Raw genomic sequence first — 20,600 nt, forward strand, 5'->3', positions numbered from 1 at the left:
ACGCCGTCTACGCCCGCAGTCACTCGGCGACGCCGTCGCGGACGTAGGTGACGGGACAGTTCGCCGACTGCATGATCTCCTGTGAGGTCGAACCGAAGACCGCCTTCCCGCCGGCCGACTGCCGGCGGCCACCGACGACGATGCGATCCGCGCCGACGTCGTCTGCGAGGTCGACGATCGCCGGGCCGTGGTCGCCGACGACGCCTCTGACCTCGTAGTCGACGTCTGCACCCTCGAACCGCTCTTCCAGTTCTGGAACCGGCGTGCGACGCGCGGCGATCTCGTCCGAATCGGCCTCCTCGAGGGCGACGTCGAACCCGAGCTGGTCACGTATTTCGTCGTACTCCCCGGACGTGAACGCGTGTCCGACCACGACGGTCGCCTCGAGCGGGACCGCGACCTCGAGGACGTCGTCCGCGAGTTCGTCCGCTCGTACCGAGTCCATCGGTCCGACCGCGAGCAGGATCGTCTCGATCGTCATGCTCGAGAGAGGAACGCCGACTGGGTTAAGCGTTCTCGTCCGCACAAGTATTCGGTTCGGTGACAGACACCCGTCACGCGGCGACGCGGTTCACTCTTCGCCGCGGACGAAAGTCGTGGGACAGGGAGCCGACAGCAGGACCTTCTGTGCGGTCGAGCCGAAGACCGCCTTGCCCGTCGGCGAGCGCTTGCGTCCGCCGACGACGACCCGGTCGGCACCGACCTCGGTCGCGAGGTCGACGATAGTCTGCCCGTGGTTGCCGACGGAACCCCGGATCTCGTAGTCGACGCCCGCCTCGTCGAGGACGGCCATCAGATCGCGAATCGTCGCGTGGCGCGCGGCGACCTCGTCGGCGTCTCCCGTCTCTCCGTCGGGATCGACGTCGAGTCGGTCGAGCACCTCCTCGTACTCGTCGCTCGTAAATACGTGGGCCAGCACGACGGTCGCGTCGGCTGGCTGTGCGACGTCGACGACGGTTTCGGCCAGCTCGTCCGTCCGATCGGCGTCTCCGGGACCGACCGCGAGCAGGATCGTCTCGAGGGTCATACCGGCTACTACGTCCCTCCTCCGTCTTAAACGTTCATCGTTAATTCTATATCGAGTAAATACGTTCTCACCGTCCCGGACGACTTATTCGTTCGACGGTGGAGTCGGACGTATGGACGAACCCGACCTCTCCGGACAGACCGTCCTCGTGACGGGCAGTGCGAAAGGCGTCGGCCGCGAACTTCTACTGGCGACGGCCGCCTGCGGCGCGGCGACGGCGGTCCACTACCACACGAGCGCGGACGCGGCACGCGAGGCCGCTGCAGACGCCACCGAGCGCGGCGCTTCCGACGCGACGACCGTCCAGGGCGACGTCACCGACCCCGACTCAGTCGACGGCCTTTTCTCGGCGGTCGAAGCCGACCTCGGCAGCGTCGACGTCCTCGTGAACAACGTCGGCGCGTTCGCACCCGCCCACTGGGAGGAGATCGACTTCGAGACGTGGAACCGGGTCCTCGAGACGAACGTCAACGGCACCTACCTCTGTTCGAAGCGCGCGCTCCCGGCGATGCGCGAGAACGGGTACGGACGGATCGTCAACGTCGGCTACGCCTCCTCCGAGAAGGGACTGGTCAGTCCGAAGAACTTCCCGTACTTCGTCGCGAAAGCCGGCGTCCTGATGTTTACCCGGATGCTCGCCGCTGACACCCAGGACGACGGCGTGACGGTCAACGCCGTCTCTCCGTACGTCGTCGAGAACTCCGAGGAGTTCCCCGACGACCTCCCACGTGGACGCCCCGCAGCCTACGAGGATCTGATCCGTCCGATGCTGTTCTTCCTCGATCCCGACACCGGGTACGTCAGTGGAGAGAATCTCGAGATCGACGGCGGCTGGTTGCCCGAGCGCGTGTGACGGACGGGCCCATCGAACGCACCCGAGGTCCGTGACACGGGCGACCGCTCCACAATCCTATTACCGACACAGCGCCAACGACGACGTATGGAACCGAACGTCGGTGGATTCGACAGGACGGTGCGGATCGCCCTCGGGCTGGCGTTTCTGTCGATCGCGCTCGCGGCGGTCGCGTCCGGATCGACGCTCGGCGAGTCGACGCGGACCGTCCTCGTCGCGGGGACGTCGCTCGTCGCGGCCGTCCTTCTCGCCAGTGCGATTCTCCAGCGGTGTCCGGTAAACAGGCTCCTCGGCATCGACACCTGCGAGACGGCGAGACGGTGACGACGATTCGACCACCGGAAACGCACAAGCGCCCTCGTTCTGTACGTTAACATATGTCTGATACCGAACTCGCGGATCGAGAGTGTATCGCCTGTACGACCGACGACGACCCCCTCGAGGGCGAGGAACTCGACGCTCTCTACGAACGGATCGACACGGACGTCTGGGACGTCGTCGACGAACACCACCTCGAGGGAACCTACGCGTTCGAGGACTTCCGGGACGCACTCGAGTTTACGAAGGAGATCGGCGAACTCGCCGAGGAGGAGTGGCACCACCCGGACATCCACCTCTCGTGGGGCGAGGTCGTCGTCGAGATGTGGACGCACAAGATCGACGGCCTGTTCGAGACCGACTTCGTGATGGCGGCCCGGATGGATCGCATCCACGAGCAGTACGCCCCGGAGTGATCACGATCGTCGGATCCTCGGACGGGAGGGTCCGAGTGCTCGTGACGGAACGCTGCGAGCGCTCGCAACGGCGACTCGAGTCCGCCAACTCGAGGCTGTCGTAACCGTTAGGGGCCGCCCTCGTGTAGTGCGTCTATGTCCAAAAATCGCGTCGTCCAGGGGCGAATGGTCACGCCCGAGTCGCTCGCGGAACTCGTCGAGGGCGAGTCGGTGCTGGAAGCCGACGCTATCGAAGACGCGGATCGGGAGTGTCCCGACTGCGGCGGAGACGTGCTGACGGTCGGCTACATGCCCTCCGTCACCGCATTCGTCACCGGCTGGAAGTGTACAGAGTGTGACTGGCGGGACACCGACCGGGAGTGACCGACCGCGACGGGGCAAACCGACTGCGCTCGAGCGCGACCGTCGTCTCCTTCCGGAGCGCTGTTCCTCGAGCCACAGTTTTTCGACCGGCGTGTCCCTAGCGCCGGTATGGTCCTTCCGATCGCGATGGGCTGGCGACACCTGCTGTTCGCCAGCTGGCCGGTCGATCCCGACGCCCTCGAGGTTCGCCTGCCCGACGCGCTCTCCGTCGACGAGTACGACGGGCGAGCGTGGCTGTCGGTCGTCCCCTATCTCAACGTCGACGTTCGCCCGCGCGGACTCCCCGCGGCGGTCGGCTTCGACCTCCCGGAGCTGAACCTCCGGACGTACGTGCGGTGTGACGGGGAACCGGGCATCTACTTCTTCAGCCTCGACGCCGAGGGGTTGTTCGGCGTCGCGGGAGCGCGGCTCTTCCACGACTTGCCGTACTACTACGCTCGGATCCGCTTTCGAGAACGCGCGGGGCGTGTCAGCTTCACGAGCGAACGCCGCCACCCCGGCGCCCGGTCGGTCCGATTCGACGCGACGTACGAACCCGTCGGCGGGCCGTTTACACCCTCGAGTGGCTCGCTGGCCGAGTTCCTGACGGAGCGGTACCGGTACTACACCGAGGGCCGCGACGGTTCGATACGGTACGCCGACGTTCACCACGACCCCTGGCCGCTCCAGGAGGCAACGGTCACGTTCGCCGAAAACACGCTCTTTCGGGCCAACGGGTTCGAGACACCCGAGGGGAGCCCCGTCTGTTACTACAGTCGGGGCGTGGACATCACGTCATCGCGAAACCGGCGGTTTCGGTGATAATGATAGCTGTGACTGGTTACCGACGCAACCGCAAGGCGGTTCGCGGTTGCGGCGGAACAGACTCACAGCTATCGTTATGAGGCCGCACTCGAGGTCGACTCCCGGTCGCACGGCCGAACCTCGAGTGTGCGAGTCGACGGGGTCTGTGTTCGGCAGGTTTGTCCGCGGTACTGACGTTTTTATCACCGTCGCCCCTCCCGGCGAGTGACTATGGCACTGCGAATCTGGGTGGGGAGACGATGAGCACCGTCGACCGCGTGCGGACCGTCAGCCGCGTCGCGAGCAAGTACTTCGTCGTCTGGGTACTGCTCTTCTCGGCGCTCGCGCTTTACTCGCCGACGACGTTCACGCCGATCGGCGACTACATCAGTCCGCTGCTCGGGCTGATCATGCTGGGGATGGGATTGACCCTCGAGCCCGCCGACTTCAGGCGGTTGATCGACCGACCGCGGGACGTCGCGATCGGCGCTGTCGCACAGTGGCTGATCATGCCGCTGGCGGCGTGGGCACTCGTCGCCGTCATGGGGCTTCCGCCGGCGCTCGGGGTCGGCCTCGTCCTCGTCGGCGCGGCACCCGGCGGGACGGCCTCGAACGTCATGACGTACCTCGGGAAGGGTGACGTCGCGCTGTCGGTCGCGATCACGACCGTGACGACGCTCGCGGCACCGATCGTCATGCCGGCGTGGGTCCTCTTCATCCTCGGCGAGCAGTTGCAGGTGACGTTCGCCGAGATGTTCACCTCGATCGTCCAGATCGTCATCGTTCCCGTCGTCCTCGGCTTCGCGATCCGCTACGTGCTCGATCGGTACGCGCCTCGCGTCGCCGACGTCGGCCTCGACGTCTTCCCGACGATCAGCGTCGCCGCGATCGTGGCGATCGTCGCCGCGGTCGTCGGTCTGAACGTGGACAACATCCTCACGGCGGCACCGCTCGTCTTCGTGGCCGTCGTCCTCCACAACGGGATCGGGCTCGGCTCTGGCTACGCCGTCGGCCGGGCGGCCAGCATGGCGGAAGACCGCGCGCGGACGTGCGCCTTCGAGGTCGGCCTGCAAAACAGCGGGCTCGCCGTCGCGCTCGCGATCAGCTTCTTCAGCCCCGAGGCGGCGCTCATCCCGGCGCTGTTCAGCGTCTGGCACAACGTCAGCGGCCCCGCGCTCGCGAGTTACTTCGCCGCGAATCCGCCGGCCGACGTCGAATCCGTCGACGGAACCGTCGCCTCGAACTGATCGTTCCGGTTTATTTCTCGGTTCTGGTGGCTGAACGTTCGGGTGGAGTAATGTCACTCGACGTCGAACTTCTGTGTATGTACCGAACTATCCTGGTGCCGACCGACGGGAGCGAAGCCGCCGAATCGGCCGTCTCGCAGGCCTACGAGATCGCAGAGCGGTTCGGCGCGACCGTCCACGTCCTGTTCGTCGTCGACGTCGACGTGAACACGCCGTTGAGCCTGTCGACGGAACCGGTCGTCGAGTCGGTTCGCGAGAGCGGCGAGGAACTCACGAGCGAAATCGCCGACGGGGCTCCAGAAGGCGTCGAGACCGTCACCGTCGTCGAGGAGGGCGACCCCCACGAGCGCATCCTCGAGTACGCCGGCGCACACGACGTCGACCTGATCACCATGGGGACCCACGGTCGCCGCGGGCTCGACCGGTACCTGATCGGCAGCGTTACCGAGCGCGTGGTGAGAAGCGCCGACTGCTCGGTGCTGGTGACGCGTGCGACCGAAGCAGCACCCGCGATCCAGAGTGCCGACGCGGCGATCGACACCGCACGCGACGCGCTCGCCGAGGGGGGCCACGACGACGTGACGATCGTCGAGGATCCGTACGAACAGGCCGGCTACTGGATCGTCCGTGCGGAAGGCGACGACCGGACGTTCAACGTCCACGTCGATCGACCGAGCGGCGACGCCCGGATCGCGACGATCGACCAGCGCTGACCACCAGCACCGTTTTGGCCGCTCCGATCCGACCGAGAGACACGAATGCAACTCGAGGCCGCCGCGATCGACATCGGGACGAGCCAGCCGACGGTGCTGTTGAACACCGTCGACGCCGACGACCTGGGCGTCCATCCCCTCGATCGCGTCCGAATCCATCGCGACGGGGCGGCGACGACGGGAATCGTCAAGGTCACCGACGAACTGGTTGCCCCCGGAACCATCGGAATGGCCGAACCGCTCCACTACCTCCGCGGGCCCGTCGACGTGACGCTCGCGGGCTCGCCGCGGTCGGTTCGGTACGTCCGCAAGAAGTTGAACGACATCGAACTCGAGCGCCACGAACTCGAGGCGATCGTCAGCGACGTCCTCGAGAACCGGCTCTCGGACGTCGAACTCGGTGCGTACGTCTCGAGCGTCTACGCGAACGGGCTCTCGCTCGAGGAGACGAAACACCTGACGCAGGCGATGACCGACGCCGGCGAGCGCCTGCAGTGGGACGAGCCGATCGTCGCCGACAAACACTCGATCGGCGGCGTCGCGGGCAACCGCGTGACGCCGATCCTGGTGCCGATCGTCGCCGCAGCCGGGCTCACGATCCCGAAGACGTCCTCGCGGGCCGTGACGTCGCCGGCCGGCACGGCGGACGTCGTCGAGGTCTTCTGTGACGTGGATTTTTCCACCGACGAGATCGAGGAGATCGTCGCGGCGACGAACTGCTGTCTCGTCTGGGGTGGCGGCGTCGACCTCTCGCCGGTCGACGACGAAATCATCCGCGCGGAGAACCCGCTGTCGATCGATCCCCACGGACAGCTCATCGCCTCGGTCCTCTCGAAGAAACGCAGCGCCGGCTCGACCCACGTCGTGATCGACCTTCCCTACGGCGAGGGGGCGAAAGTCGAGAGCCTCCCCGCTGCCAGGGAGCTCGCAGACGATTTCAAGCGCGTCGGCGATCACCTCGACGTCGACGTCGTCTGTGCGATCACCCACGGCTCCGACCCGATCGGCGACGGCATCGGCCCCGTTCTCGAGGCGCGGGACGTCCTCGCCGTCCTCGAGGGCGGCGGTCCCGAGACCCTGCGGCTGAAGTCGATTCGGCTCGCGAACATCTTGCTCGAGCACTGCGGCGTCGACGCGTCGGCCGAGGAAATCCTCGACTCCGGGCGGGCGCTCGAGCGGTTCCGGCAGGTGATCGCGGCCCAGGGCGGCGACCCCGACGTGACCGTCGACGACCTCGAGCCGGGGTCGGAGCAGGTGACGGTCCACGCCGACCGCTCGGGGCTCGTCTCGCGGGTCGACAACCGCCAGCTCAGCGACGTCGCGCGGCGAGCGGGGGCACCGCGCGATCGACGTGCGGGAATCGAGACCCACCGCGTCGCCGGCGAACCGGTCGACGAGGCCGACGAACTGTACACGATCTACGCCGAAACGGCCAGCAAACTCGAGGAGGCGAGCGCGCTCGCCGAGCGACTCGAGCCGATCCGGATCCGGACGCGCGCGGACGCGCTCGTCGAACGCCGGTAAGGGCGGGGGATCGCCACCGACCGACTCCCTCAGGTAGCGCGCACCCACCGAACGTGCCCTGTCGGCCGCGCCACAAGCTATATGCCGCCGTCGGTGGTGGGAATCCAGGCAGATGTACGACACGATCCTCGTTCCGGTCGACGGCAGCGACGCGGCAAACCGCGCGACCGAACACGCGATCAGTCTCGCGTCGACGTTCGACGCCGACCTCCACGCGCTGTACGTCATCGACACGCGACGCTACGGATCGTCGGCGCTTCGCGACTCGGAGGCGATCCTCGAGGACCTCGAGCAGACGGGCCAGTCGGTCCTCGAGGACGTCGTCCAGCGGGCGGCTGTCGACGTAACCACGGAGATGCGACGCGGCCGGCCACACGAGGAGATCGACGGCTACGCCGACGAGATCGACGCGGACCTCATCGTGCTCGGCAACCGCGGACTCGGTGCTCCGGCGGGTGGCGAAATCGGCAGCGTCGCCGAACGGGTCGTCAGGTTCGTGGGTCGGCCCGTGATAACCGCCTGAGATAGACTCGAGTTCGACACTGTCTTCGATCCCTGAGATAAGCTATATCCCGCGTTTTCGCGTGTATCGTCACGCTCCGATGTACGACACGATTCTCGTCCCGACGGACGGCAGTGATCCTGCGAATCGTGCTGTCCAACACGCCATCGAGTTGGCCGACCGCTACGGGTCCGAGATCCACGCGATGTACTGTGTCGAGACCCACCGCTACGGCGAACCCGCGCTGAGTAGCTCCGCGATCGTCCTCGACCAGCTCGAGGAGCGCGGCGAGGAACTGCTCGAGGAACTCGCCGACCGCGCGGACAACGTCGGCGTCGACTGCGGGTGGAGTATCTGTCACGGCCGTCCCTGGGAGAAGATCAACGAGCGAGCCGAGGAGATCGACGCGGACCTCATCGTACTCGGCTATCAGGGACAGAGCCACTCTCGAGACCGCAAGATCGGCAGCGTCGCCGAGCGAGTCGTTCGAACGGCGGATCGGCCGGTGCTGACTGCCTGATAATGATCGACCGTGTCTCACCCGAGCGTCAACACCGGGTGGTCCGAGCGGCGAACGACGCGCGCGGTCGTGCTGCCGAGCAGCTGGTCGGACGTCGCCGCCCGTCCGCGGGTCCCCATGACGATCACGTCGGCGTCGACGCCGTCGGCGTAGCCGAGAATCTCCGCCGCCGGGACGCCCCGTAACACGTCTGCCGTCACCGAGAGCCCGCGGTCGCGGGCCTCGAGTGCGACGGTCTCGATGGCGTTCTCTCCACCCTCGCGGAGGAGGCCGATGATGCTCCGCGGTGCGTCCTCCAGGTCGTAGACCGTCTCGTCGATCACGTAGACGACGTCGACGGTGGCGCCGACGTTTTCGGCGAGATCGAGGGCGTGTTCGGCGGCCCGCTCGGCGGCGTCGCTACCGTCGACGGGAACCACGACTCGCTCGGTCCTGACGGCCTCGACGCTCTGGACGGTGCTGGTTCCCAGACGGACCGACAGCACCGGTGCGTCCGCGAACGTGATCACGCGCTCGGTCGTACTGCCCAGTCGAACGTCCGTCGAGGGCGTCGCCCCGCGCGTTCCCATGGCGATCAGGTCGGCGTCGATCTCGTCGGCGTACGCCAGAATTTCCCGGTGAGCGGCGCCTTCACGAACGTCGCGGACGGCGTCGACGCCCACGTCGGCCGCCAGGTCTGCGACCGCCGCGTTCGCGTCGCGCGCCCGTCGCTCCGACGACCGGCGAACCGCCGCTTGCTGGTCTTCGTCGAGGTCCCCGAGGTCGTCTCCCGTCTCGACGACCGAGAGCGCGTGGACGGTCGCGTCGTCGACTCGAGCGAGCGCGAGCGCCCGTGCGATGGCTCCCTCTCCGCCGGAACTGCCGTCGACTGGAACGAGGATCGTCTCGTACATCTCGAGGGTCGTACCACGGCGACCGTAAAGAAGCCACCCCGAGACTCGAGGCCGACGATCGCCTCGACCGCCGCGTCGCTCCCGACGGAGTCGTTCCAGTCACGTATTTGTGTCGACCGTTCGAACGCGTGGTACATGCACGGTCCGTTCACCGCTCTCAGGTTCACCCGCCGCCGATGAGGGGATTCTACCGCCGTTACGTCCAGGTCGTCGCCCGGTTTCTCCCGTTCGCACTGGCGTTCCTGCGCGACCGGCGGCGATTCCTGCTGTTTGGCCCGCCGCGGCGCACCCCCGAGTCGGTCCACCGCCAGCGTGCCGAACGGATGACGAAGACGATGCTCGAGCTTGGCCCGGCGTTCATCAAGGTTGGGCAGGTACTTTCGACGCGCCCGGACATCGTTCCGCCGACGTACGTCGACGTCTTCTCGACGCTCCAGGACGAGGTCCCGGAGAGCGCTGGCGGCGATCCGCGGACGGTCATCGCGGAGGAACTCGGCGACGTCCCCGACATCGACCGCTCGACACTCGAGACGGTCGCCGGCGGTTCCCTGGCGTTCGTCTACACGATCGAGTACGGCGGCGAGCGAATCGCCCTGAAGGTCAGACGACCCGGCATCAAGACGGTGATCGAACGCGACCTGCGAGTCATCGACGCGCTGGTTCCGATCGTCAGCGTCTTCGCCGACGAACACCAGCAGTATTCGCTCGAGAACGTCGCCGACGACTTCGAGTCGGTCATCCTCGACGAACTCGACTTCGACCGCGAGGCAACCTTGATGAGCGAAATCGACGCGAATTTCGCCGACGACGAGCGGGTGATCGTCCCGGGCGTCTACGAGGAGCTGAGCTCGGAACGGCTGCTCGCGATGGAGTTTGTCACCGGCAGGAAGGTCACCGACGAGGACGTCCTGGCCGACGTCGGCGTCGATCCGACCGAGATGGCGACGCTGATCGCCAGGACGTACCTCAAGATGGGGCTCGTCGACGGTGTCTTCCACGCCGATCCCCACCCGGGGAATCTCTCCGTGACGGACGACGGACGACTCGTCATCTACGACTTCGGGATGAGCCAGCGGCTCACGCCGAAAGATCAGGAAGACATCGCCACCCTCTACCGGACGCTCGTCCGTCGCGACGTCGACGGCTTGCTGAACGCGCTCATCGCACTCGACGTGCTCGATCCCTCGGTCGACCGTACCGCCGCCCGGAACGTCCTCCGGCTGGTGATCGAGAACCTCGAAGGTCGGTCGGAGATCACCTGGCGGCTGATCATCACCGAACTGCTCGAGCGGCTCCGGGACTTTCCGTTTCGCATCCCGCCGGACGTCATGCTCCTCGTCCGCGTCGGCACCGTTGGCGAGGGCGTCTGTCGCTCGCTCGATCCGGAGTTCGACTTTCTGGCCGTCACGCGCGACTTTCTCGTCGATTACGGCTTCATCGAGAGCGAACTCCAGACGCTGCTCGAGGACGTGCGCGACGACCTCTGGGAGTCGCTTCCCGTCCTGGCCGGGACGCCCGCCCGGTTCGACCGGGTCCTCGGCCAACTCGAGCGTGGCGAACTCGTCGTCCGAACGGCTCCGGTCGACGCGAACGGGGACAGCGGCGGCGTCGGTTACGCAGTCGTCGCTGGAACGTTGTTCGTCGCGGCGGCGATCCTGACGTTCCACGAGCGGCCGTACGAACTCCTCTCGCTGGCGCTCGCGGTCGTCTTTCTCGCCCAGTACGTCCGCCATCAGTCGACCTGACGAGCAGCCTGTGACGAGCGACGAGCGACCTCGCCCCGCAGGTTCATGCCGAGTGCCGCCGTACGAACCACGATGGACAGGATCGAGTACACGTACACGTTCGGCATGGACGACGAGGAGGTCGTCGACGCACTCGAGAGCCACGAGGTCGGCGTCCTCTCGCTTGCGAGCGACGGGAGCGGGTACGCGATTCCCGTCGCGTACCTCTTCGACGGCTCGTCGCTGTACATCCGCCTCGGGACCGACGACTCGAGCAAGAAGCTGTCGTTTATCGACGAAACGGACGAGGCGTGCTTCTTGCTCTACGAGTACGAACCGCCCGACGACTCCTGGAGTGTCATCGCGACGGGACCGCTGTCCGAACTCACCGGCGACGAGCGGGCCGTCTTCGACGACGTCACGATCAACGAGGAGTTCCTCCGACTGCGCGTCTTCGACGAGGACGTCGACGAGATCGACCTCGAGATCTACGAACTCGAGATCGAGACGCTCACCGGGCGCAAGACGGGATCGGAGTCGCTCTGACCGTCGGGCCCGCATCGCTTTGACGCCAGCGACCGATTCACGTTTAAGACGTTCGCACGTGTACGTTCGGTGATGTACGAGACGATCCTCGTCGCGACAGACGGGAGCGACGTCGCGACGACGGCGGCAGAACAGGGACTTGCGATGGCGGCCGACCTCGATGCGACGATCCACGTCCTCTCGGTCGCCGACGTTCGCGACGACGACGCGTGGTCGAGCGTCCGCGAGCGGTGGCGGGCGGACTGTCGGGAGTACGTCGACGACGTCTCGGCCGATGCGGCCGAACGCGACGTTCCGGTCGAGACCGAGATTCGCGAGGGTAAACCGACGCTCGAGATCCTCGACTACGCCGACGACGTCGACGCCGACCTGCTCGTGATGGGAACGCACGGTCGAACCGGACTCCAGCGGCTGCTCCTCGGGAGCGTCGCGATCAGCGTGATCCGCGACGCCAGTCGGCCGGTTCTCACCGTCGGGCCGACCGTCCGCGACGGCCCGCGCCGGTTCGACGACGTGGTCGTCGCGACCGACGGTCGTCCGGGTGTCGGTGCTGCCGTCGACGCCGGAATCGCACTCGCCGAGGCGTACGGCGCGACGGTTCACGCCCTCTCCGTCGTCGACGACACGCACTCACACATCGACGTCGTCCGCGAGGAGTTCGAACGCATCGCCGACCAGTCGACGAGGGAAGTCGCCGTCCGCGCGGCCGACCGCGGCGTGGGGACCGTTCGGGCGACCGAGTACGGACGACCGAGCGACGAAATCATCTCCTACGCCAGAGACCACGATGCCGACGTCGTCGTGATGGGTACCGAGAGTCGGACCGAACTCGAGCGCTTCGTCCTCGGCAGCGCCTCTCAGCGCGTCGTCAGCGGCGCGTCGGTGCCCGTTCTAACGGTTCGAGCGACCCCCAACTAGGCTCGAGCGAAACCGATCCCGATTTCACTGTGCCGTCCCGACTGTCCGATGATGTTCGTCCTCCGTTCCAGTCGCGACGACGACGTCGACGCACAGGACGTACTCGACGCGCTGGCCGACGAGACGTGCCAGACGATCCTCTCCGAGCTCGACGAGCCGAAAACGGCACAGGAACTCGTCGACGCGTGCGACGTCTCGGAGTCGACGCTGTATCGAAAACTCGAGCGGCTCAGGGACGCGTCGCTGCTCCGGAGTGGCCTCGAGATCAGAGCGGACGGCCACCACACGTTGCGATACGAGGTCGACTTCGACGAGGTGGCGATCTCGGTCGACGACGAACGGACGCTCGGCCTCGAGATCAGCCAGTCCTCGCCGTCCCCAGAAGACTCGCCCCGGAAGCCGTGGCTCGGTGAGAACGCTCGACTCCGGGGATCGCTGTCCCAGTCGTCGGACTAGCCCTCCAGGCTGACGTGGTAAAAACGGCGTTCGGCTACGCGTGGCGACTCGCGTCGGGTGGCCGTCCCGTCACTCGCTGAGCCACCAGCCGTACATCTTCTCGAGTTCCTCGCCGCCCGGGGACTTCTTGCTGCGTCCGTAGGTCTTGCCCTCGAGGATCTGTCGTTCGACCGAGTTCAGCGCCAGCGAGACTGCGTGGCGGTCGCCGTACCCTTCGCCCGAGGCCATGAACGTCCCCTTGTCCGTGTACAGGCGGACTCGCGCGAGCAACAGCGGAACGCCACGCAGCGTCTCGTCGTGTTCGTGGAGGTGGACTTTCGCCTCGAGGACGCGCATGTCCCGGTACTTGCCTGCGACCTCCTCGATGCGTTCCGCGAGTTCGTCGCGGGTCAGTTCCGTCATGAGGTCGGCGCCGAACACCTGCACCGGCAGCCGTCCCTCGTCGGTCCAGGTCAGCGACTCGAGCAGGTCGGTCTTCGTGACGATCCCGTCGAGCGCGCCGTCGTCGTCGAGGACGACCGAGGACGAGCCGCCGTGTTCGAGCATCGTGTCGAGGACGTCCTCGAGCGTCTCGTCTCGCGTGGCGGTCCCCACCGTCTCGGTCATGACGTTGCGCACGGGCAACTCGAGGAGGTCGGTACTCTCGCCCTCCCGGGCACCGAAGCCGCCCTTGCTCGCGCCCACGTCCCCGTCGGCGTCGCCGCCCGTGGGCCGCTGGAGTTCTCGGGTGACGAACTCGAGGACGTCGTAGAGGCTGACGATACCGACGACCTCGTCGCCGTTCTCGTCGCTGACGACCGGGAGGTGTTCGATGCGCTCCGTGCGGAACGTCGACAGCGCCTTCCCGAGCGCGGTCTCGGGTTCGACGGAGACGACCTCCGACGTGGAGACGTCCGCAGCCGAGAGGACCGACAGGTACGACTGGACGTGCTCGAGGATGTCGTCGGCTCTGACGACCCCGACCAGGTCGTCGCCGGAGAGGACGGGGAGGACGCGGGTGTCGCCACCGATCATGAGCCGTGTGGCTTCCCGGAGGTCCTCGTGTCGGTCGACGGTCGGAACGGGGCGGACGAGCGACCGCGCCTTTCGGTTCGACTTCTGGTGCGACGAGAGGACGTCCCTTCGGGTGACGATCCCCTCGAAATCGCCGTCGCTGGTGATGAGGAGCGCTTTCCGGTTCGATTCCTCGAACGCGCCCCTGAGCTTCGAGACCGGCGTCGATTCGTCGAACATGTCGAACTCCGCGTCGACGATTTCGCTGACGTCCATGTCGCCAGCTTGGTTTGCCGTCCTTAATGACCTTGTCTTTCGGGTACCATTGTCGTCGACGCTGTCGATCGAGGTAGTCTTCGACACGATTGTCGCCGGTACTTCCCATCGCAGTGACGAGCGCCGCCGACGCTTTTGGTCACGGCGCTCGTAGCGGCGGTATGTACGTCGCCGTTGCCGGGACGTTCGGCCCCATCCACGACGGACACCGCCGACTGTTCGAACACGCGCTCCGGTTCGGCGACGACGGCGTCGTCGTGGGACTCGCGAGCGACGACCTCGCCGTCGAGACCAGACGGGACGATCCGCGGCCGATTCCGTCGTTCGGCGAGCGAACACGGGCGGTCTCCCAGACCCTCGCCGAACTCGACGAGTGGGGCCGGGACGTCGAGATCCGGGAACTGGACGACGAGCTCGGGATCGCGTCGACCGATCCGTCGATCGACGCGCTGGTCGTCTCTCCCGAGACCGTCTCCGAACTCGAGGACGTCAACAGCCGTCGCCGCGAACGCGGCCTCGAGCCGCTGACAGGCATCGTCGCCCCGTATGTTCTCGACGAGGACGGCGAACGGATCTCCTCGACGCGAATGGTGCGCGGCGAGATCGACGAACACGGGGCCACCATCGATACCGACGGAACGAACGACTGACCGGTGGTTTCTCCCCGCTCGAGTTAGTGCGGGTCGTCGGTCCGGCCGACGCGTGGCTCCCCACGACAGAATTATCTGAAGTGGTACCGTCGAACACGGTATGGGCTGGCACTGTCGGCTCTACGGCCATCGGTGGCGGCACGACGGCGAGCACGAGGTCGTTCGTCCGGAGGAGAACGGGCCGGTCTACCCGTTCGAATGTGCCGTTTGCGGGCGCGAGAAGGTCGTGAACGTCGGCCGAAACGAGTGGGTACCGGTACGGACGCTCCACGAGTGACCGTGACTGTCCGGGCGTTCTCCCGAGTCTGCATCGTCACCGGACGACCATGACGGGAACCGGAGCGCGCTTGACGACGCGCTCGGCGACGCTCCCCAGCAGGAACCGCTCTGCCCCGGTGCGGCAGTGACTCCCCATCACGATGCGGTCGACGTCGTGCCCCTCGACGTACTCGAGGACGACGTCGTCCGGCTTGCCGAACTCGAGGACCGTCTCGACGTCCTGGTCGCGTTCCGCGGCGAGGTCGCGGGCGTCGTCGAAAACCTCCTCGGCTCGCTGCTCGGCCTGATTTCGCCACTCCTGCCAGTACTCCGGCGTCACCGCACCGGGCGGTGCGCCGTCGCGGAACGTCGGGCGCATGACGTCGACGAGTGTCCGCCCAGAGCCGAGCGGGTCCATGACGTGTACGACGACGATCTTGGCGTCCTGGTAGTCCTCGAGCGCCACCTCGAGGGCTTTCGTCGAGAGCGGCGAGCCCTCGGTCGGAACGAGAACCGTCTGTGTCATACAGTCTCTATCACTGCCAGGGTCAAATAGACCGCTGGGCAGGACGCCATCCGTTCCGATCACCGACTGTCCACGATCGACGGAATCTGGGTGGTGGTAATTTGGTGAGCGAGGTCGAACTCGAATCTAGAGGTGATGTGAGTGCAAGTGACCGATCTCGACTACTACGACAAGATCCTCCTGGGAATCACGGGGAGCGTTCTGGGCGGCGTCGTCCTCGGCGCTGTCTCGTCTCTCGCGATACACGTCGGTGCCTTTCTCGGTGCGCTCGTCGCGACGCTGTTCGTCTACGCCGGAGCGTTCCGGAATCCGCCACTGCCGGAGACGCAAGCGACAGTCAAAGCCGCTGTCGTCGTCTGGCACGTGGTGTTGCTCGTCACGGCGTTCGTGATCCTCTCGTGACTGCTCGATGGCCCGACGACCGCGTCCGGGAGACGACGGCCGGCGTCGGGGCAGCCACAGAACCATATCCCATCCCAGTGTACTGCCCACTGCACCTATGTCGGACCAGCCTACGACCTCGTCGTTCGAACAGGTCTCCGAAATCGAGACGGACGAACCGACGCTCATCGAGGGGCTCCCCGGACACGGTCTGGTGGCTGCGATCGCCGTCGACCAGATCACGGACCAACTCGAGCTAGACCACTACGGAAATATCACCTCGGACGACTTCCCGCCGGTCGCCACGTTCGAGAACGGACTGGTCAGGGACCTCGTCCGCGTCTACGCAGGGTCCGATCCGGACGTGATGACGCTCAAGAGCGACCTCGCGCTCCCGCCGGCGTCGTTCGAGTCGCTGAGCCAGTGCGTGCTGACCAAACTCGCCGACCGGTTCGATCGGGCGATCTTCCTCGCGGGCGCACCGGCCCAGTCCGAAGAGCAACTCGGCGACGTGATCGGCGTCGCGACCACCGAAGACCTCAGGGCAGACCTCACGGACGCTGGCATCGAGATCGCCGACGATCCGGGGGTCGTCGGCGGCATTACCGGTGCACTCGTCAGGCAGTGTTACCAGGCCGACATCCCGGCCGTGCTGTTGATCGTCCGCTCACATCCCTTCCTGCCCGACCCGAGCGCGGCGCGGGCGGTAATCGAGAACGCGCTCGAGCCGCTCGTCGACTTCGACGTCGACACGACGGCGCTCGAGGAGCAAGCCGACGAGATCCAACAGCGGATGCAACAGGTGGCAGAACAGTACCAGCAGGTGGCAGAAGAACAACAGCCACAGCAGCAGACGCCGGCGACCGGAATGTTCCAGTAAGGTCGATCCGCCGCAGTTCGTACTCCGTGATAACGATAGCTGTGAGTCGTTCCCGCCGCAACCGCGAACCGTCTTGCGGTTGCGTCGGTAACCAGTCCCAGCCATCATTATGACGACAGTCAGAACACACCCGACCGCGACTCGAGTGTGTCGCCGTTGACGATGGCGTCTCGCGTGCGATGGATAGCTGCTCGTGTTCTCCGCGAGACCCGTCACGACGGTTCTCTCCCGAAGATGCGTTTTCACGTATCGAGGAGACGAGTGCGAGTACGGTGTAAAAAATATATCGAATAGGACCATATTGATTGGTATATTGCAAAAGAGATCTGGGAATACAGAAATATTATCGGTGGTTTTATGGTCAAAACGCCCTATCTACCAGTCTGAAGGAGATTACTAATGTCAGACGAGACTCCCAAGCACGGGACTGGCCAAGACTGGTGGCCGAATACGTTGAACGTGCAGATTCTCGATCAGAACGCTCGCCAGCTCGATCCGATGGGCGAGGAGTTCGACTACGCCGAGGAGTTCGAGAAACTCGACTTCGAGGCCGTAAAGGCGGACATCGAAGAGGTAATGACGACGTCGCAGGAGTGGTGGCCGGCGGACTACGGCCACTACGGGCCGTTGTTCATTCGGATGGCGTGGCACAGCGCCGGCACGTACCGCACCACCGACGGCCGCGGCGGCGCGTCCGGCGGTCGGCAACGCCTTGCGCCCCTCAACAGCTGGCCCGACAACGCGAACCTCGACAAGGCTCGCCGACTGCTCTGGCCCGTCAAGCAGAAATACGGTCGGAAACTCTCGTGGGGCGACCTGATCGTCCTGGCCGGGAACGTCGCCCTCGAGTCGATGGGCTTCGAGACGTTCGGCTTCGCCGGCGGCCGCGAGGACGACTTCGCGCCCGACGAGGCCGTCGACTGGGGGCCCGAAGACGAGATGGAAGCGTCCGAGCGCTTCGGCGAGGACGGCGAACTCGAGGACCCGCTCGGCGCCACCGTGATGGGCCTGATCTACGTGAATCCGGAGGGCCCGGACGGTGAGCCAGACCCCGAAGCGTCGGCGGTGAACATTCGAGAGTCGTTCGGCCGGATGGCGATGAACGACGAGGAGACGGTCGCGCTCATCGCCGGTGGCCACACGTTCGGGAAGGTCCACGGTGCCGACGACCCCGACGACCACGTCGGCCCCGAGCCCGAAGCGGCCCCGATCGAGGAGCAGGGACTGGGCTGGAAGAACGAGCACGGCTCCGGGAAGGGAGCCGACGCGATCACCAGCGGAATCGAGGGGCCGTGGAACACCACGCCGACCCAGTGGGACATGGGCTACATCAACAACCTCCTCGAGTACAACTGGTGGCCCGAAAAGGGTCCCGGCGGTGCGTGGCAATGGACCACGCAGAACGGCGAACTGGACGAGGCCGCGCCGGGTGTCGAGGATCCGTCGGAGAAAGAAGACGTGATGATGCTGACGACGGACATCGCGCTGAAACGCGATCCGGACTACCGCGAGATCCTCGAGCGCTTCCAGGAGAACCCAGGGGAGTTCCAGGCGACCTTCGCGAAGGCGTGGTACAAGCTGATCCACCGCGACATGGGCCCGCCGGAGCGGTTCCTCGGTCCGGAGGTTCCCGACGAGACGATGATCTGGCAGGACCCCCTCCCCGACGCCGACTACAGCCTGATCGGCGAGGACGAGATCGCCGACCTCAAAGCGGAGATCCTCGAGTCGGACCTGTCGGTCTCCCAGCTGGTCAAGACCGCCTGGGCGTCGGCCTCGACCTACCGCGACAGCGACAAGCGCGGTGGTGCGAACGGGGCCCGGATCCGGCTGGAACCCCAGCGGAGCTGGGAGGTCAACGAGCCCGAGGAACTCGAGACGGTGCTCTCGACCTACGAGGAGATCCAGGAGGAGTTCAACAGTTCCCGCTCCGACGGGACGCGGGTCTCGCTCGCCGACCTGATCGTGCTGGGCGGCAACGCCGCCGTCGAGCAAGCGGCGGCGGACGCCGGATACGACGTGGAGGTCCCGTTCGAGCCGGGCCGAACCGACGCCTCGCCCGAACAGACCGACGTCGAGTCCTTCGAGGCACTCAAGCCGCAAGCCGACGGGTTCCGCAACTACTGCCGTGACGAGGCCGAACGCAAGCCGGAGGAGCTGCTGGTCGACAAGTCGGACCTGCTGAACCTGACGGCCGACGAGATGACGGTCCTGGTCGGCGGCATGCGCGCGCTGGGCGCGAACTACCAGGACTCGGACCTCGGCGTCTTCACCGCCCGGCCGGGGACGCTGACCAACGACTTCTTCGTAAACCTGCTCGACATGGACTACGAGTGGAAACCGGTCTCGGACGACGAGGAGGTTTTCGAGGTGCGCGACCGTGAGACGGGCGACGTCGAGTGGAAGGGCTCGCGCGTCGACCTCGTCTTCGGGTCGAACTCCCGGCTTCGCACCATCGCTGAAGTCTACGGCGCCGAAGACGGCGAGGAGCAGTTCGTGCAGGACTTCGTTGATACGTGGAGCAAAGTGATGCACCTCGATCGCTTCGACCTCGAGTAGGCTCCCGGTCTCGTCTTTCGGTCTCGCCGCTTTGCGATCTCGTCTTTCGGTTTCTGCTGTCGACGCGGCTCACACGTCGAGCACACGCGAGCACCCGCGAGCGGTCGCTGCGGCGACGGCCGTGAGACGTGCTCGAGCGTGTCCGCTCGGTCAGCGAACGACCGTGACGGGAACGGGCGCTCGTCGGGTGACCGTCTCCGCGACGCTCCCGAGCAGTACCCGCGAGACGCCCGAGCGGCCGTGGCTCCCGACGATCACGTGATCGATCGCGTTTTCCGCGGCGTAGTCGACGACCTCGCGTGCGGGTGCGCCGACGACGGTCTCGGTCGTCACCGATCCCTCGTGGTCGGCCGCGCGCTCGCTCGCCGTCTCGAACAGTTCGTCGGCTTCGTCGCACTTCTCGTCGACGACGGTCCCAGCGCCGAAGTGTGCGGCCTCCCCGTACCCGACGTCGTACGGGTTGACCACGTGCAAGAGCGTGAGGTCGGCGGCAGGGTATTCCGACAGCGCGTACTCGAGTGCGTCCCAGGCGGGTTCGGAATCGTCTAGGGCCACGAGAATGTCCATAAGTTGTCGTTATATTGGCAGATACTTAAACTATCGCGAGCGTGGTGGGTGAAACCGCAGCGATCACGTGACAGTCACGCTCCGTGACGACTGGTCATAGCCACCACGTAGTATTATGGCCCCTGGCGTGGGAAGGGTAGCCCGAAGGACAATGCCAATCGAAAACCTCGCACGGAGCGACGTCGTTACGGCAAAAGCCGACGACCCAGTTCAGGACCTCGCGACGATGATGGACGAAGAGGAGATAGGAAGCGTCGTGATAACTGACGGTGAAGAACCCGTCGGTATCGTGACCGACCGCGATCTGGCGGTGCAAGTGGTCGCCCAGGGGGCAGACCCGGCCGATCACACTGCCGAAGACGTGATGTCGTCGGATCTGTACACGATCGAACCCGACGCGGGCTTCTACCAGGCGACCGAGATGATGAGCGACCACGGGATCCGCCGACTGCCCGTCGTCGATTCGAACGGCGAACTGGACGGGATCATCACGGTCGACGACCTCAACGAACTGCTGGCCGACGAACACCAGGAACTCGCGGGCGTCATTCGGGAACAGCGACCGCCCTACTGAGACTACTGGACGACGGTCGGCACCTGCCCGATCGCGACTCGACGCCCGTCCCGGTGACAGCGTCTCGCGTGTGATCGGTGCGTGAACAGTTTGACCGGCAGTGAGAGGCTCCGTCTTCTCTGCGATTCACTCG

26 protein-coding genes are annotated in these 20,600 nt (G+C 66.0%); 20 read left to right on the forward strand and 6 right to left on the reverse strand.

What is annotated here, in order from left to right:
• Positions 1 to 19: 19 nt before the first annotated feature.
• Positions 20 to 481, reverse strand: coding sequence for a universal stress protein (locus MU558_RS02735; RefSeq protein WP_246971742.1), 462 nt, complete (start codon positions 479 to 481; stop codon positions 20 to 22).
• A 90-nt stretch (positions 482 to 571) separates the two neighbouring features.
• Positions 572 to 1,027 (reverse strand): universal stress protein, encoded by a 456-nt coding sequence (locus MU558_RS02740; RefSeq protein WP_246971744.1) that lies wholly within the window; start codon positions 1,025 to 1,027, stop codon positions 572 to 574.
• Positions 1,028 to 1,139: 112 nt separating this feature from the next.
• On the opposite strand from MU558_RS02740, the gene MU558_RS02745 reads away from it, so the two are divergent.
• The 10 genes from MU558_RS02745 (at position 1,140) to MU558_RS02790 (ending at position 8,266) form a co-directional block, all read left to right on the forward strand.
• Positions 1,140 to 1,880: an SDR family NAD(P)-dependent oxidoreductase gene (locus MU558_RS02745; protein WP_246971746.1), complete on the forward strand. Its 741-nt coding sequence runs from the start codon at positions 1,140 to 1,142 to the stop codon at positions 1,878 to 1,880.
• Positions 1,881 to 1,967: 87 nt separating this feature from the next.
• Positions 1,968 to 2,204 carry a YgaP family membrane protein gene (locus tag MU558_RS02750; protein ID WP_246971748.1) on the forward strand — a complete coding sequence of 79 codons (237 nt, stop codon included), beginning with the start codon at positions 1,968 to 1,970 and terminating at the stop codon, positions 2,202 to 2,204.
• Between the two features lie 53 nt (positions 2,205 to 2,257).
• On the forward strand, positions 2,258 to 2,614 hold the full coding sequence (locus tag MU558_RS02755; RefSeq protein ID WP_246971750.1) for a 4a-hydroxytetrahydrobiopterin dehydratase: 357 nt from the start codon (positions 2,258 to 2,260) through the stop codon (positions 2,612 to 2,614).
• 135 nt (positions 2,615 to 2,749) lie between these two features.
• A complete protein-coding gene (locus MU558_RS02760; protein ID WP_246971752.1) occupies positions 2,750 to 2,977 on the forward strand; it encodes a DUF5795 family protein in 228 nt (75 codons plus the stop codon).
• Positions 2,978 to 3,085: 108 nt separating this feature from the next.
• Positions 3,086 to 3,778, forward strand: a complete 693-nt coding sequence (locus tag MU558_RS02765; protein ID WP_246971754.1) for a YqjF family protein — start codon at positions 3,086 to 3,088, stop codon at positions 3,776 to 3,778.
• Between the two features lie 242 nt (positions 3,779 to 4,020).
• A complete protein-coding gene (locus MU558_RS02770; protein WP_246971757.1) occupies positions 4,021 to 5,007 on the forward strand; it encodes a bile acid:sodium symporter family protein in 987 nt (328 codons plus the stop codon).
• A 50-nt stretch (positions 5,008 to 5,057) separates the two neighbouring features.
• Positions 5,058 to 5,720 (forward strand): universal stress protein, encoded by a 663-nt coding sequence (locus MU558_RS02775; RefSeq protein WP_246971759.1) that lies wholly within the window; start codon positions 5,058 to 5,060, stop codon positions 5,718 to 5,720.
• A 45-nt stretch (positions 5,721 to 5,765) separates the two neighbouring features.
• Positions 5,766 to 7,244, forward strand: a complete 1,479-nt coding sequence (locus MU558_RS02780; RefSeq protein WP_246971761.1) for an AMP phosphorylase — start codon at positions 5,766 to 5,768, stop codon at positions 7,242 to 7,244.
• Positions 7,245 to 7,356: 112 nt separating this feature from the next.
• Positions 7,357 to 7,767, forward strand: a complete 411-nt coding sequence (locus MU558_RS02785) for a universal stress protein (RefSeq protein WP_246971763.1) — start codon at positions 7,357 to 7,359, stop codon at positions 7,765 to 7,767.
• A 79-nt stretch (positions 7,768 to 7,846) separates the two neighbouring features.
• A complete protein-coding gene (locus tag MU558_RS02790) occupies positions 7,847 to 8,266 on the forward strand; it encodes a universal stress protein (RefSeq protein ID WP_246971766.1) in 420 nt (139 codons plus the stop codon).
• A gap of 17 nt (positions 8,267 to 8,283) precedes the next feature.
• Here the strand turns inward: MU558_RS02790 and MU558_RS02795 are convergent, their stop codons facing one another.
• Positions 8,284 to 9,159 (reverse strand): universal stress protein, encoded by an 876-nt coding sequence (locus MU558_RS02795; RefSeq protein ID WP_246971768.1) that lies wholly within the window; start codon positions 9,157 to 9,159, stop codon positions 8,284 to 8,286.
• A gap of 176 nt (positions 9,160 to 9,335) precedes the next feature.
• Between MU558_RS02795 and MU558_RS02800 the strand changes: the two genes are divergently transcribed.
• The 4 genes from MU558_RS02800 to MU558_RS02815 all read left to right on the forward strand — a co-directional run bounded on the left by MU558_RS02800 (position 9,336) and on the right by MU558_RS02815 (position 12,803).
• Positions 9,336 to 10,904, forward strand: coding sequence for an ABC1 kinase family protein (locus MU558_RS02800; protein ID WP_246971770.1), 1,569 nt, complete (start codon positions 9,336 to 9,338; stop codon positions 10,902 to 10,904).
• A gap of 72 nt (positions 10,905 to 10,976) precedes the next feature.
• Positions 10,977 to 11,429, forward strand: coding sequence for a pyridoxamine 5'-phosphate oxidase family protein (locus MU558_RS02805; protein ID WP_246971772.1), 453 nt, complete (start codon positions 10,977 to 10,979; stop codon positions 11,427 to 11,429).
• 72 nt (positions 11,430 to 11,501) lie between these two features.
• Entirely contained in the window at positions 11,502 to 12,347 is an 846-nt protein-coding gene (locus MU558_RS02810) for a universal stress protein (protein ID WP_246971774.1), read from the forward strand.
• Between the two features lie 51 nt (positions 12,348 to 12,398).
• A complete protein-coding gene (locus MU558_RS02815) occupies positions 12,399 to 12,803 on the forward strand; it encodes a winged helix-turn-helix domain-containing protein (RefSeq protein WP_246971776.1) in 405 nt (134 codons plus the stop codon).
• Positions 12,804 to 12,872: 69 nt separating this feature from the next.
• On the opposite strand, the gene MU558_RS02820 is transcribed toward MU558_RS02815, so the two are convergent.
• The gene (locus MU558_RS02820) at positions 12,873 to 14,072 is read right to left on the reverse strand and encodes a CBS domain-containing protein (protein WP_246971778.1); all 1,200 of its coding nucleotides are present in this window, start codon (positions 14,070 to 14,072) and stop codon (positions 12,873 to 12,875) included.
• Between the two features lie 161 nt (positions 14,073 to 14,233).
• Here MU558_RS02820 and MU558_RS02825 point away from each other — a divergent pair, with 161 nt between their 5' ends.
• Both MU558_RS02825 and MU558_RS02830 read left to right on the forward strand, forming a co-directional pair.
• Complete coding sequence (locus tag MU558_RS02825) at positions 14,234 to 14,722, forward strand: phosphopantetheine adenylyltransferase (RefSeq protein ID WP_246971781.1); 489 nt, start codon at positions 14,234 to 14,236, stop codon at positions 14,720 to 14,722.
• A gap of 100 nt (positions 14,723 to 14,822) precedes the next feature.
• Positions 14,823 to 14,999 (forward strand): hypothetical protein, encoded by a 177-nt coding sequence (locus MU558_RS02830; protein WP_246971783.1) that lies wholly within the window; start codon positions 14,823 to 14,825, stop codon positions 14,997 to 14,999.
• A gap of 36 nt (positions 15,000 to 15,035) precedes the next feature.
• Here MU558_RS02830 and MU558_RS02835 read toward each other — a convergent pair whose 3' ends face one another.
• Positions 15,036 to 15,506, reverse strand: a complete 471-nt coding sequence (locus MU558_RS02835) for a universal stress protein (protein WP_246971786.1) — start codon at positions 15,504 to 15,506, stop codon at positions 15,036 to 15,038.
• A gap of 141 nt (positions 15,507 to 15,647) precedes the next feature.
• Here MU558_RS02835 and MU558_RS02840 point away from each other — a divergent pair, with 141 nt between their 5' ends.
• The 3 genes from MU558_RS02840 to katG all read left to right on the forward strand — a co-directional run bounded on the left by MU558_RS02840 (position 15,648) and on the right by katG (position 19,326).
• Complete coding sequence (locus MU558_RS02840) at positions 15,648 to 15,908, forward strand: DUF8015 family protein (RefSeq protein WP_322987032.1); 261 nt, start codon at positions 15,648 to 15,650, stop codon at positions 15,906 to 15,908.
• Between the two features lie 97 nt (positions 15,909 to 16,005).
• The gene (locus MU558_RS02845; protein ID WP_246971788.1) at positions 16,006 to 16,767 is read left to right on the forward strand and encodes a proteasome assembly chaperone family protein; all 762 of its coding nucleotides are present in this window, start codon (positions 16,006 to 16,008) and stop codon (positions 16,765 to 16,767) included.
• A 399-nt stretch (positions 16,768 to 17,166) separates the two neighbouring features.
• Complete coding sequence (gene katG / locus MU558_RS02850) at positions 17,167 to 19,326, forward strand: catalase/peroxidase HPI (protein ID WP_246971789.1); 2,160 nt, start codon at positions 17,167 to 17,169, stop codon at positions 19,324 to 19,326.
• A 150-nt stretch (positions 19,327 to 19,476) separates the two neighbouring features.
• Here the strand turns inward: katG and MU558_RS02855 are convergent, their stop codons facing one another.
• Entirely contained in the window at positions 19,477 to 19,893 is a 417-nt protein-coding gene (locus MU558_RS02855; RefSeq protein ID WP_246971790.1) for a universal stress protein, read from the reverse strand.
• A 151-nt stretch (positions 19,894 to 20,044) separates the two neighbouring features.
• On the opposite strand from MU558_RS02855, the gene MU558_RS02860 reads away from it, so the two are divergent.
• Entirely contained in the window at positions 20,045 to 20,467 is a 423-nt protein-coding gene (locus MU558_RS02860; RefSeq protein ID WP_246971791.1) for a CBS domain-containing protein, read from the forward strand.
• Positions 20,468 to 20,600: the final 133 nt, after the last annotated feature.

It is taken from the genome of Natribaculum luteum (assembly GCF_023008545.1).
Classification (GTDB): Archaea; Halobacteriota; Halobacteria; order Halobacteriales; family Natrialbaceae; genus Natribaculum; species Natribaculum luteum.